10 protein-coding genes are annotated in these 12,467 nt (G+C 61.6%); 2 read left to right on the top strand and 8 right to left on the bottom strand.

The window, feature by feature from the left end:
• Positions 1-22: 22 nt before the first annotated feature.
• Positions 23-2,257, bottom strand: a complete 2,235-nt coding sequence (locus tag AC02Y0_RS02390; RefSeq protein ID WP_476382128.1) for a putative bifunctional diguanylate cyclase/phosphodiesterase — start codon at positions 2,255-2,257, stop codon at positions 23-25.
• 184 nt (positions 2,258-2,441) lie between these two features.
• The gene (locus AC02Y0_RS02385; protein ID WP_102018462.1) at positions 2,442-3,080 is read right to left on the bottom strand and encodes an NAD(P)H-dependent oxidoreductase; all 639 of its coding nucleotides are present in this window, start codon (positions 3,078-3,080) and stop codon (positions 2,442-2,444) included.
• Positions 3,081-3,243: 163 nt separating this feature from the next.
• Here AC02Y0_RS02385 and AC02Y0_RS02380 point away from each other — a divergent pair, with 163 nt between their 5' ends.
• Positions 3,244-3,639: a winged helix-turn-helix transcriptional regulator gene (locus AC02Y0_RS02380; protein WP_476382127.1), complete on the top strand. Its 396-nt coding sequence runs from the start codon at positions 3,244-3,246 to the stop codon at positions 3,637-3,639.
• Positions 3,640-3,675: 36 nt separating this feature from the next.
• Here AC02Y0_RS02380 and AC02Y0_RS02375 read toward each other — a convergent pair whose 3' ends face one another.
• On the bottom strand, positions 3,676-5,049 hold the full coding sequence (locus AC02Y0_RS02375; RefSeq protein ID WP_476382125.1) for a GH1 family beta-glucosidase: 1,374 nt from the start codon (positions 5,047-5,049) through the stop codon (positions 3,676-3,678).
• A gap of 456 nt (positions 5,050-5,505) precedes the next feature.
• Positions 5,506-6,678 carry a Gfo/Idh/MocA family protein gene (locus AC02Y0_RS02370; protein ID WP_476382123.1) on the bottom strand — a complete coding sequence of 391 codons (1,173 nt, stop codon included), beginning with the start codon at positions 6,676-6,678 and terminating at the stop codon, positions 5,506-5,508.
• A gap of 183 nt (positions 6,679-6,861) precedes the next feature.
• Here AC02Y0_RS02370 and AC02Y0_RS02365 point away from each other — a divergent pair, with 183 nt between their 5' ends.
• Positions 6,862-7,497 carry a CatB-related O-acetyltransferase gene (locus tag AC02Y0_RS02365; protein ID WP_476382121.1) on the top strand — a complete coding sequence of 212 codons (636 nt, stop codon included), beginning with the start codon at positions 6,862-6,864 and terminating at the stop codon, positions 7,495-7,497.
• 3 nt (positions 7,498-7,500) lie between these two features.
• Here the strand turns inward: AC02Y0_RS02365 and AC02Y0_RS02360 are convergent, their stop codons facing one another.
• The 4 genes from AC02Y0_RS02360 to AC02Y0_RS02345 form a co-directional block, all read right to left on the bottom strand.
• Entirely contained in the window at positions 7,501-8,553 is a 1,053-nt protein-coding gene (locus AC02Y0_RS02360; RefSeq protein ID WP_476382119.1) for a sugar phosphate isomerase/epimerase family protein, read from the bottom strand.
• Between the two features lie 141 nt (positions 8,554-8,694).
• The gene (locus AC02Y0_RS02355) at positions 8,695-9,648 is read right to left on the bottom strand and encodes a substrate-binding domain-containing protein (RefSeq protein WP_476382117.1); all 954 of its coding nucleotides are present in this window, start codon (positions 9,646-9,648) and stop codon (positions 8,695-8,697) included.
• A 69-nt stretch (positions 9,649-9,717) separates the two neighbouring features.
• On the bottom strand, positions 9,718-10,728 hold the full coding sequence (locus tag AC02Y0_RS02350) for an ABC transporter permease (protein ID WP_136557510.1): 1,011 nt from the start codon (positions 10,726-10,728) through the stop codon (positions 9,718-9,720).
• Positions 10,729-10,825: 97 nt separating this feature from the next.
• Positions 10,826-12,352, bottom strand: coding sequence for a sugar ABC transporter ATP-binding protein (locus AC02Y0_RS02345; RefSeq protein WP_476382115.1), 1,527 nt, complete (start codon positions 12,350-12,352; stop codon positions 10,826-10,828).
• Between the last annotated feature and the right edge of the window lie 115 nt (positions 12,353-12,467).

The following is a 12,467-nucleotide window of genomic DNA, read 5'->3' as shown; positions in this document are numbered from 1 at the left end:
GCTGGCGGCGCCCCTCAGGACCTCACACCAGCACCCCACCATCGCGGCTGGCCGCGAAGGCAAGTTCGGCTGCCTTGGCGCGCAGCTCCATCGGCCGCATCATTAGTTCGCCGATCTCGCGCGGTGTTTGCGGCCGGCCAAAGAGGTAACCCTGCAACTGGTCGCAGCCGGCCAGTCGCAAGATGACGGCCTGCTGTTCGGTCTCGACGCCCTCAGCGGTCACGGGGATGCCAAGCGACCGCGCAAGCGCCACCGTCGCCTGCAGCATCTCGACGGCGCGATGCCCACGATCAAGCGACTGGACCAGTGACCGATCGATCTTCATGCGGTCGAACCCGAACTGCCTGAGATAACCGACGCTCGAGAAACCGGCGCCGAAATCATCGAGCGCAATGCGTAGCCCAAGCGCCTTCAGCCGTTCAAGCGCAAGACGTGCTCGGTCCGGGCTCTGGATGAAATAAGTCTCGGTCATTTCCAAAACGACCCGGCCCGGCTCGATATTCGCTTCTTCGAAGAGATCTGCAACGCGATCGACGAAGGCGGGATCGCGGAACTGTCCGGGAGAAACATTCACCGACAGCTTCAGGTCGGGCCAGTGCGAAAGCTGCGCCAATGCCTGGCTCAGCACGCAAAGCCCAAGCTGGTCGATCAGCCCGCTCGCTTCGGCTATCGGAATGAAGACATCGGGCGAAACAGGCCCATGCCCCTTGCGGGTCCAGCGCGCCAGCGCCTCGACACTGACAAGCGAGAAGGTCTTCGCATCAACGACCGGCTGATAGACGACGGTGATCTCGCCACGGGCGATCGCGCTCCGGAGATCGATTTCCATCTGGTTGCGGGTTTCACGCTCTTCATCCATGCGCGGATCGTAGATCGTCCACCGCCCCCGACCACCGTCCTTGGACGAATACATGGCCATGTCGGCACGACGCGTCAGCTCGCTGCCGTCCACCTGGCCGCCCTCGGAAACACAAATGCCGATGCTACAGCCAACGACGACAGTGCGTTCGCCAAGAAGCACCGGCTCGTCGAAGAAGGCGATGATCGAGGTGGCAAGCGTATAGGCGCGCGCCTGCGCATCCTGGCCCGTCAGCACGATACCGAATTCGTCTCCGCCAATACGGGCAAGACCCGCCCCCTCGCCCACCAGAACCGCAAGACCAGCGGCCACGGCCCGGATCAGCCGGTCACCGGTGGCATGACCATAGGCGTCATTGATCTCCTTGAACCCATCGAGATCGAGATAAAGCAGCACCACGTCTTCGCCCACATCACGCCCATGGCGAACCGTATCCTCGAGCAGCTGGTTCAATCCCGCACGATTGAGAAGGCCGCTCAGACGATCGGTCTGCGCAAGCTTGACCGCATTCGCCTCATCTCTCCGGACGCGGCGCATCTCGGCATTGCCGATGACCACGAGCAGGAGAGCATAGATCGTGACGATCACGAGGGCGGCCTTGATCAGCGGCTTCACCTGTTCGCGGCTCTGGTCGCCCGGCGCGCGCGGCGTCCAGGCAAGCGACGCGATCGCCTCTCCGGAGGGAGCGGAAATGGTGACAGAGGTCTGGTTCGTCGATGGCGGCACGAGGGCGAGGCCCGGCAACACATAGGCGTCCGACAGCCGTTCGACCGTCGACGAAGACAGATGCCGGATAAAAGCGAGATAAACGTAGTTTTCGCGCGGCTGTCCGATCTCCCCGGATTTCGGGCGGATCAGCGCCACCCCAGCCGAACCGATCCCCTTTTGCGTCCGGATGAAGCCGAGCGCCTGCGGGACGAGGCCACTCTTGCCACTCTGGACCGCGTCGAACAAACCCATCAACGCCGGCGTCAGATATCCTGTAACGCGCCCTTCGAGCGGCTGGCCGTCGGAATAAGCCATCTGCGGACGCCCTTCGGCATCAAGCACGATTGCCACGTCGAACAGGTCACTGTCGAAGGTCATGTCGCCGAAATTGCTGATCATCCACGCCATGTCGGGATGGTCGTAAGCATTAGCGGCCGCATCATCCCAGGCGGTGTAGTCGAGGAGTGTCGCGCCGAGCTGATGCTCAAAAGTCTGTACCGCACCGACCAGCGTCTCGCGGGAGCGTTCTTCGTCGAGATGATTGGCATAGCTGGCGACACGGTCGAGCGCCGTCATCACAATCGAGGCGACCATCATTGCCATGGTCGCGAACACCACGAGCAACACCGCAACCGCCACGCGGCGGGTCGCAAGAGGCCGGAGCCGTCTGTCCAAATGCTGAAGCCGCATACACATTACCCAAGGCTGAGGCGCCACCTTGCGGCAGAATGTGTTCAATTTGACTTAACATACTGAACAGCATGCAGAATAACGAATGATCCGGTTAAATGAATATTCGCGCAAGGGAAAAGGGCTCCGGTTGCCCGGAGCCCTTGGCAGGCCGGCCTGGAGGCACCGGCCCCTCATATGTTGATCAGGCGACGACGGATACGAATTCGTCCTTCGGACGGCGCACCTTCTTCAGGCCGGCGAGCCAGTCGCCCTCGGCCGCACGATAGCCGATCGGCAGGATGGTGACCGAACGCAGGCCCTTTTCGCGAAGGCCGAGGATCTCGTCGAGCTTGGCAGCGTCGAAACCTTCCATCGGGGTCGCATCGACGCCCTCGAATGCGGCAGCCGCGACAGCCATGCCGAAGCCGATATAGGCCTGACGGGCGGCATGCTCGAAGTTCACGTCCGCATCGCGGCCCGGATACATGCCGAGCAACATCTGGCGATAGTTTTCGAAGCCTTCGTTCGTGAAGCCGCGCTCTTCATTGGTGAGGTCGAACATGTGGTTGATGCGCTCGACCGTATAGTTGTCCCAGGCGGCGAAGACGAGCAGATGCGAGCCTTCGGTAACCTGCGCCTGGTTCCAGGCGATCTCCTGGATCTTGGCGCGAACATCCTTGTTCGTCACCACGATCACTTCGAAGGGCTGCAGCCCGCTGGAGGTGGGCGCGAGGCGGGCCGCTTCGAGAATGCGCTCGACCTTGTCTTCAGAGACGGTCTTGGCGGGATCCATTTTCTTGGTGGCATAGCGCCAGTTCAGCTTTTCGATAAGTGCGGACATGGTGTCGATCCTGGTTGGACCCGGTAGCGCGCCGTTAGGAGTTGGCATCGCGAACGAGGTCTGGTATCAATTCGTAACCAGGCCTAGATATGTAACCGGGAATTTTGTGCAAGAAGGCACATTTTTGATACCAGGTTACACCGATGAAACGATTGGACCCGCCATGTGCGACAATTATGATCCGACCAAGTGCCAGACCGTCAGCGAAATGCTGGCCCGTTTGGGCGACAAATGGACGGTTTTGGTCATCATGATACTCGGAGACGGCCCCCAGCGCTTCTCGGATCTCAAGCGATCAGTGGTCGGAATCTCGCAGCGCATGCTGACATTGACACTGCGTTCACTAGAGCGGGACGGCATCGTCGAACGCACCGTGCATCCGACCGTGCCGCCCAAGGTGGAATATGCGCTGACCGATCTCGGCCGCTCCTTTGGCGAGCCGATCCGGGCGCTGGGTGGCTGGGTCTTCACCCATCACGACCGCATCCAGACGGCCCGCGCCGACTTCGACCGCCGCACCGAGGCCGATGCCGGCAACAAGCTGATCAAGCTGGGCTGATCGCATCAAGGCGCTGGGGCAAGACCCCATACCCGGTCAATCCGCCCTGAAGTTCCCCTTTGGAAATTCGAGCGCGAGATCCCGATACCACTTGCCGCTCTTCTTGATGGTGCGGACCTGCGTGTCGTAGTCGACATGAACAAGGCCGAAGCGCATCCGGTAGCCTTCCGCCCATTCGAAATTGTCCATCAGCGACCAGGCGAAATAGCCCTGCATCGGATAGCCCCCGGCGATCAGGTCGGCGACCTTGTCGAGATGTTCGGCATAGTAATCGAGCCGCGGCTGGTCCTCGACCTCGCCACCTTCGACCTCCATGTTATAGCAGGCACCGTTCTCGGTGATGTAGCAGGGCGGCAGATCGTAGCGGGCATAGAGACGCTCGACGAGCGACTTGAGCGCCGGCGCATAGACCTCCCAGCCGATATCCGTCTTCACGTCCGATACAGGCGCCGCATTGACGGTCGCCGGGAATTCGGCACCCGGCGTCGGATCGTCTGCGACACGCATCGGCGTGTAGTAGTTGAGCCCCCACCAGTCGAGCGGCTGGTTGATGATGGCAAGATCCCCCTCCTCGATCTTCGGCATACGATGGCCGAGCGCCGACAGGAACTCGGCCGGATATTCGCCCTTGAAGACCGGATCGAAGAAGACGCCGTTGTGGAACTGATGCGCGCGCTCGGCAGCGGCGAGATCGGCAGCACTATCCGAGCCCGGCAGCGTCTCATGCGCATTCAAAACCAGCCCGACCGGCACCTTCGGCGCCACATCGCGGATCGCCTGAACCGACAGACCATGGGCCAGATTGGTGTAGTGCAACGCATGCAGGGCGGCATCCATGCTGCGCTCACCCGGCGCATGCACGCCGTAGAGATGGCTGAGCCAGACAGAACACCAAGGCTCGTTGAAGGTCGCGACCGCATCAAGCCGATCGCCGAGGCGCTCCATCACCACCTTGGTGTAGCGCTGGAAGGCCTGCGCCGTGGAGCGCGCCGTCCATCCACCCTCGCCCATCAAGGCAAGCGGCAGATCCCAATGATAAAGCGTCGCATAGGCCTTGATGCCGCGGGACTTCAATCCGTCCACGAGGTTGTCGTAGAAATCGAGGCCCTTTTCGTTGATCGGTCCTGTCCCCTCGGGCAGCACGCGCGGCCAGGCGATCGAGAAGCGATAGCCGGTCACGCCCATGTCCTTGATCAGGTCGAGATCGCTTTCCCACCTGTTGTAATGATCGCAGGCCATGTCGCCATTATGCCGCCCGAAGACCCGGCCCGGCATGTTGGAGAAGGCATCCCAGATCGACGGCTTGCGCCCATCGGCTTTCGACGCTCCTTCGATCTGGAAGGATGCAGTGGCCACACCGAAGAGGAAGTCACCAGGAAAACGCGAGGCGAGCGCCTTGGGATCGATCATCAAACATGTCCTTCGTCATATCAGGGCGAACAGGCGGCGCCCGATGTCAGTGACAAGCGATTTAGAGCAATCGCGCGACGCGGTGAAGACGCAGGAAACAAAAAACTGCAACGTTGCAGGAAATCCACCCTCCCCTAGGACGAAGGGTCGGAGTGCAATCGCGGGGGCGGGGTGACCGCCGGCGTCACCTCCTCTCCCCTCGGGGAGAGGGTCGCCGAGCGAAGCGGAGGCGGGGTGAGGGGGCGGATCGGCGGGGCATCTGCATGGCTCATGAACCATGCCCCTCATCCGCCCTTCGGGCACCTTCTCCCCGCGAGCGGGGAGAAGGCCTCGCCGCTGACCAAACATTCCTCCCTCTCCCCGCCTGCGGGGAGAGGGTAGGGTGAGGGGCAAGTTTACAGGTTCACCCCCACCCGCGCGTACCGCGCGACCTCCCCCCTCAAGGGAGAGGTGGAGTTACACCTTCACCCAGCCACCATTCTGCTTCGACGACTCGATGCAGGCCTCGACAAAGGCGACACCCTTCACGCCGTCATCCACCGTCGGATAGACCACCGCCGCATCGACCTCAGTCCCCGCCTTCGCCGCATTGATGGCGTGAGCCGCTTCCGTGTAGATCGTCGCAAAGGCTTCGAGATAGCCCTCCGGATGGCCGGACGGAATGCGGGTCACACGGCCAGCGGCCGCATTCGCCCCTGCCCCGCCGCGCGTGATTAGTTGCTTCGGCTCGCCGAGGCGCGTGAACCACAGGTAGTTCGGATCGGCCTGCGTCCATTCGATCCCGGCCTTGGTGCCGTAGATGCGAACCTTCAACCCGTTTTCATTGCCGGTTGCCACCTGGCTGCACCAGAGCAGCCCCTTGGCGCCGCCCTTGAAGCGCAGCATCACATGGGCATTGTCATCAAGACGACGGCCCTCGACAAAGGTGTGCACGTCGGCCGCCAGTTCATCGAGTTCGAGGCCGGAGATGAACGAGCCAAGATTATAGGCATGCGTGCCGATGTCGCCGGTCGATCCACCCGCACCCGACTGCTTCGGGTCCGTGCGCCAGGCGGCCTGTTTCTGGCCGGTCTGCTCGATCGGCTCGGCTAGCCAATCCTGCGGATACTCCATCTGCACCAGACGAAGATCACCGAGCTCGCCGGAACGCACGAGTTCGCGCGCATGCCGCACCATCGGATAGCCGGTGTAATTGTGGGTTAGGATGAACAGCGCCTTCGCCTTGTCGGCAACGGCCTTCAGCGCCTTGGCGTCTTCGAGGTTGGAGGTCAGCGGCTTGTCGCAGATGACGTGGATACCGCGCTCCAGAAAGGCTTTGGCCGCCGGAAAGTGTACATGGTTCGGCGTGACGATCGACACCGCCTCGATGCCATCGGGGCGAGCCGCTTCCTTCTCCGCCATCTCCTCATAGGAGCCGTAGCAGCGCTCGGGGTCGAGCCCGAGCTCACGGCCGGACGCCACGGACTTTTCCGGCGTCGAGGACAATGCGCCGGCAACGAGGTCGTACTGGTCATCGAGACGGGCTGCCATGCGATGCACCGCGCCAATAAACGCGCCAGCGCCACCGCCGACCATGCCCAGCCGGATCTTCGGTGTCCGTTCGCCCGATTTGCTTGCTTCGATCGCCATGATGCGTCCTCCTTCTATGAGCTGCGTCTGGAGTTCACGCTCCAGATCCGTTAGACTGGCATCCGAGAAGAAGGATGCCCTGACAGTGAACATCTGAGATCCGCCTCTTCTGAGGCAAAGCGAACAAGCCCGCGTCGGCGATCACCGCGACGCTGAATGGAAGCTTTTGCAAGGATCTCAGCCATGCCTTTTCTCGACCCGAGACAACCCTATCCGATCACGCTCGCCGATGGCACGCCCTATCGCGAGACCGTTCAGCTTGCGGCCGTCATCGATCATCCCCGAATGGAGATCGGCGACTTCAGCTACTTCACCCATTCCGGCACGGCAGAAGAGACGGCAGCGACAATCGCGCCTTATCTCTACCCCTTCAGCCAGGAACGGCTGGTGATCGGCCGCTTCGTGCAGATTGCCCGCGAGGCGATCTTCATCACCAGTTCGGCCAACCATGCCATGTCGGGTGTGACAACCTATCCCTTCCGCGTCTTCAGCCCTGACACAATCGGCGGCTATCAGGACCTGCCTTTCCAGGACACCATCATCGGCCACGACGTCTGGATCGGTCATGGCGCAACGATCATGCCGGGGGTCACGATCGGATCCGGTGCCATCATCGCCGCCCGCGCGGTGGTGACCCGTGATGTGCCGGCCTACACCATTGTCGGCGGCAACCCGGCAACCGTGATCCGAAAGCGGTTCACGGACGAGGAGATTGCCGACCTGCTGGCGCTTGCCTGGTGGGACTGGCCGCTTGACAGGATCGAGCGAGCCCTGCCCCATCTCGAGAGCGGCGACATCGCCGCCCTCAAGCAGGTCTGACGATCAGAGCCCCAGCATCCGGCGGTTCGCCGCATCGTCCGTACCGCCGGACGCGAAGTCGTCGAACGCCTTCTCGGTGACGCGGATGATATGCGCCCGGACGAAATCCGCGCCTTCGCGGGCACCGTCTTCCGGGTGCTTCAGCGCGCATTCCCATTCGACAACGGCCCAGCCATCGAAATCGTTCGCTGCCATCTTCGAAAAAATCGCGCCGAAATCGACCTGGCCGTCACCGAGCGAGCGGAAGCGCCCGGCGCGATTGACCCAGCCCTGATAGCCGCCATAGACGCCCTGCCGACCGGTCGGATTGAATTCCGCGTCCTTGACGTGGAACATCTTGATCCGGTCTTTGTAGATGTCGATGTTGTCGAGATAGTCGAGGCATTGCAGCACATAGTGCGACGGATCGTAGAGCATGTTGGCGCGGGAATGGTTCTTCACGCGCTCAAGGAACATCTCGAAGGTCACGCCATCATGCAGATCTTCGCCCGGATGGATCTCGTAGCAGACGTCGACACCCTGCTCCTCGGCATAGTCGAGGATTGGCAGCCAGCGGCGGGCAAGCTCGTCGAAGGCAGTCTCGACCAGACCCGCCGGGCGCTGCGGCCAGGGATAGATATAGGGCCAGGCCAGCGCGCCCGAGAAGGTCGCATGCGCCTTGATGCCGAGATTGCGCGAGGCCTTCAGCGCGTACTTCACTTGCTGCACCGCCCATTCCTGGCGGGCCTTCGGATTGCCGCGCACTTCGGGTGCGGCAAAGCCGTCGAAGGCTTCGTCATAGGCCGGATGAACCGCGACCAGCTGGCCCTGCAGGTGGGTGGAAAGCTCGGTGATCTCGACGCCATTCTGGCGCGCCACACCCGCGAGTTCGTCGCAATAATCCTTGGATTCAGCGGCCTTTTTCAGGTCCATAAGCTGGCTGGCCCAGGTCGGGACCTGCACGCCGACATAGCCCTTTTCGGCCGCCCACTTCGTAATCCCATCCCAGGTATTGAACGGTGCGGCATCACCCGCAAACTGGCCGAGAAAGATCGCCGGTCCCTTGATCGTCTTCATGAATTCTCCTCCCTGAGTATTCCTGCAACGTTTCCGTGAACGATTACAGGAGATGGAATTTCGACACAACCGCAATGATGTTCACAGCGGAAATCTGCCCGGGAAAAACCCGGGCAGACCATGGCGTTGAAGGCCTGCGGATCAGAACGGCGAATCCGGGAAGTAGTAGTTCTTCGCGTTGTCAGGCGTGATCAGCGTCGCGTCGAGCGTGTAGGTGCCATGGACCGGAACGCTGTCGTAGAGGGCAGCAGCCGTCATTTCCATCGCCGTGCCAACCATCGACGGCGGATAGAGAACGTTGACCGGAACCATCTTGTCTCCGTCCATGACCTTCTTGATCATGTCCTTCGAACCGGCACCACCGATGATGTACTGGATATCAGTACGGCCAGCCTGTTCGATCGCCTGCAGCACGCCGACAGCCATGTCGTCGTCCTGGCACCAGACCACATCGATCTTCGGATACTTGGTCAGGTAGTCCTGCATGACCTTGAAGGCGTCGTCGCGGTTCCAGTTGCCGAACTGGCGATCAAGGATCTTCACGTTCGAACCTTCAATGCCCTTGTCGAAACCATCCTGGCGCTGCTGGTCGATCGGGATCGGCATGCCGCGGATGACGACGACTTCGGCGTCCGGGGTCGTCGCGGCGATGTATTTGCCAGCGACTTCACCGAGAGCCGGGTTGTTGCCGGCCACGTAAAGGTCACGCACGGTGTTGTCGTTCACGGACGGTGCGCGGTCGACGAGAGCGACGAACTTGCCGCTGTCCTTGATCTGGCGGATGGCATTGACCAGCGGATCCGGATCCGTCGGCAGGATGACGAGCGCATCGATGCCCTGCGTGGCAAGATCCTGCACGGCATTCGCCTGGCTGGACGGATCAGCAGAGGTCTTCACGACCACGTTGAGGCCCGGATGACGCTCCATGAGCTGCTTGGCAATACGCTCGGCGTGATAGATGACTCCCGATGTCCAGCCATGCGTCGCAGCCGGGATCGAAACGCCGATCGTCTTGGCGTCCTGGGCCTGCGCTGCGCCGAAGATCGACACCAGCGCGGTCATGGCGACAGCCATACCCATAAGTTTCTTGTGCATTGGTTTCCTCCCAAAGTGACGAGGGTCGAGTGTGAACGAACCGGGCGACCCTCCTGCCCGGTCGTTTCTTCACGCCTTGCGCGCCAGCGACCGCTGGACGAGCATCGCGATGATGATGATCGTGCCCTGAATGGCGCCGATCAGATATTCGGAGATGAAATTCGAGAGCAGCATGATGTTGCCGACGAGCTCGAGGATGAAAGCACCGCAGATCGTGCCCCAGACACGCCCCGCCCCACCCTTAAGCGCCGTGCCACCAACGACGACCGCCGTGATCGCCTGCAACTCCCAGAGAATGCCTGTCGTAGCGGACGTTGAGCCGAGACGCGGCACGTAGAGCAACACGGCAATCGCCACACAGAGCCCCTGGATGACAAAGGCGATGGTGCGCACCCGGTCGACGGCAATGCCGGAATAGCGCGCGACATCACGGTTCGAACCGACGGCGACGACATGGCGGCCATACCGGGTGCGGTAAAGCACGAAGGCGGCAATCGCGGTCACCACCAGAATGATGACGATCGGCACCGGCAACCCAAGGATCGAGCCGAAATAGACGGGCCGATAGATTTCCTGCTGGGCCGGGTCGCGCAGCGTGATCGCACCGCCCTGGGAGAGCCAGGTGGTGAGGCCACGATAGATGCCCATCGTGCCGAGTGTCGCGATAAATGGCTCGATCTTGCCGACGGTGGTGATCAGGCCATTGGCCAGACCGCAGAGCGAACCGATGATGACGGCAAGCGCCATGGCCGCCGCAATCATCAGGCCGGGATCGGCAATCGCGCCGGAATTCATGAACAGGATCATCAGGCTGGCGACAAAGGCCACCATCGAACCAACAGAGAGATCAAGGTCCCCCGACGAGATGACGAAGGTCGCACCGACGGCGATGATCGCGATGAAGGCAGAGCGTGTCGCGACATTGGCAAGATTGGTGAGGCCGATGAAGTTGGGATTAACCAGCGCGCCGACGATCAGGAGGATCAGAAGCGCAGCAAAGGGCGCCACGGCGCGCATGTCCACATCGCGCCATGTCCGGCGGGCACGGCCAGGGGTGGTCGTTTCAGTCTCGGCAGTCATGTTGTCCCGTCTCCTCCCACGCGCCTCGACTGGAGGTCGCGCACCCTGAAGTCTTCGTTTCCAAGCCCGGTCTTTGTCGCCGGGCTGTGCAAATCACTCAGCTTGCCATCTGCCGTTTCAGGCCGGCGGCGTAACGCATGATCGTCTGTTCGTTGATGTCGTCGCCCTCGAGCATGCCGACCATGCGGCCTTCGCGCATGACGGCAACCCGCGTGCAAAGGCCGATCACCTCGGGCATTTCCGAGGAGATGACGATGATCGAGCGGCCCTCCCGGGCAAGCGCTGCGATAAAATGATAGATCTGCTGCTTGGTGCCGACATCGATGCCGCGCGTCGGCTCATCGATGATGATGATGTCAGGCTCGACTTCCATGATCTTGGCGAGCAGCAGCTTCTGCTGATTGCCGCCCGACATGCGGCCGACCCGCACCTTTTCGTCGCGCACACGAATATCGAAACGGCGCTTGGCTCGCGCCATGGCTTTCGCCTCGCTGGCCGGGTCGAGGTAACCATGGCGGACGTGATTGTCCATCGACTGCAAGGTCAGATTTGCGGTCATGCCCTCGCCGAGCAGCAGCCCTTTGCCCTTACGGTCTTTGGTCATGTAGGCGAGCCCGCGCCGGTTCGCCTCGCGAAAATCCTGCTGGTCGAGCACCATGCCCTTCAGCCAGACATCGCCCGAAAGCCTTGGACGAAGCCCTGCGACCGCCTCCATCAGTTCCGTTCGGCCAGACCCGATCAATCCGGAAAAACCGAGCACTTCGCCACGCCTCAGATCAAAGCTGGCATTCCGCACGAAGCCTGTCGTCAGATCCTTGACGGAAAGCACGACCTCTTCATCGACATTGGGTTCGTGCTTCGTTGGATAGAGGCTCGACAATTCACGGCCGACCATCAGCTGCGCAATCGCTTCGCCATCGAGCGCCGAGGTCGGCGCAGTCTTCACCCACTGGCCATCACGTAACACCGTGACCCGATCGGTGAGCTCCATCACCTCGTCGAGCTTGTGGCTGACGAAAACGAAACTCGTGCCCCGGGCGCGCAGCTTGCGCACCTGATCGAACAGCACCTCGGTCTCGTCCCGCGACAGGACCGCCGTCGGCTCATCCATGAAGACGATCCGCGCCTTGCGGCTGATCGCCTTGGCGATCTCGACCATCTGCTTGTCGGCGACAGCGAGCGAACTGATCAGCGAATTCTCGTCGATCCTTGACCCCAATTGGTCGAGCACGCGCCGCGCTTCGGCCCGCATCACCTTGCGGTCGAGAACGCCGAAACGCGTCACCTCGCGCCCGAGAAACAGGCTCTCGGTGACCGTCAGATGATCGGCAAGATTGAATTCCTGGTGGATGAGCACGATGCCGAGCGCCTCGGCCGAGCCATTCGCCGGCAGGATCACCGGCTCGCCGTCAAGCAGGATGCGCCCCGCCGTCGCCTGCTCGAAGCCCGAGAGTATCTTCACAAGCGTCGATTTGCCGGCACCATTCTCGCCCATGAGCGCATGAACCTCGCCCGGCAACACGTCGAAATCGACGCTGAACAGCACCTGCACGTCGCCAAATGATTTGGAGATACGCTCCGCCACGAGCACGGGTGTCCGCGCCTCGCCCCCAGCCAATGTCATGCAATCCTCCCGGCGGCTCCTCAACCGCTATGCCATTTGTGTAAACCTTTACATAGCCGATGTAAAGGTTTACATCATCCGATCAAGGGGACAATTTGAGCCCTGCCGGCTTTCG

The organism is Allorhizobium sp. nf9_anc (genome assembly GCF_056323085.1).
The sequence above is the reverse complement of the archived record's forward strand: the minus strand, read 5'-3'. Positions and strand labels throughout refer to the sequence as shown.

What these genes read in the sequence shown, in the direction of transcription:
- AC02Y0_RS02360 (WP_476382119.1), bottom strand. Translation starts at nt 8,553, where the DNA reads ATGAAGACGATCAAGGGACCGGCGATCTTTCTCGGCCAGTTTGCGGGT.
- AC02Y0_RS02355 (WP_476382117.1), bottom strand. Translation starts at nt 9,648, where the DNA reads ATGCACAAGAAACTTATGGGTATGGCTGTCGCCATGACCGCGCTGGTG.
- AC02Y0_RS02385 (WP_102018462.1), bottom strand. Translation starts at nt 3,080, where the DNA reads ATGTCCGCACTTATCGAAAAGCTGAACTGGCGCTATGCCACCAAGAAA.
- AC02Y0_RS02345 (WP_476382115.1), bottom strand. Translation starts at nt 12,352, where the DNA reads ATGACATTGGCTGGGGGCGAGGCGCGGACACCCGTGCTCGTGGCGGAG.
- AC02Y0_RS02370 (WP_476382123.1), bottom strand. Translation starts at nt 6,678, where the DNA reads ATGGCGATCGAAGCAAGCAAATCGGGCGAACGGACACCGAAGATCCGG.
- AC02Y0_RS02390 (WP_476382128.1), bottom strand. Translation starts at nt 2,257, where the DNA reads ATGCGGCTTCAGCATTTGGACAGACGGCTCCGGCCTCTTGCGACCCGC.
- AC02Y0_RS02380 (WP_476382127.1), top strand. Translation starts at nt 3,244, where the DNA reads ATGTGCGACAATTATGATCCGACCAAGTGCCAGACCGTCAGCGAAATG.
- AC02Y0_RS02365 (WP_476382121.1), top strand. Translation starts at nt 6,862, where the DNA reads ATGCCTTTTCTCGACCCGAGACAACCCTATCCGATCACGCTCGCCGAT.
- AC02Y0_RS02350 (WP_136557510.1), bottom strand. Translation starts at nt 10,728, where the DNA reads ATGACTGCCGAGACTGAAACGACCACCCCTGGCCGTGCCCGCCGGACA.
- AC02Y0_RS02375 (WP_476382125.1), bottom strand. Translation starts at nt 5,049, where the DNA reads ATGATCGATCCCAAGGCGCTCGCCTCGCGTTTTCCTGGTGACTTCCTC.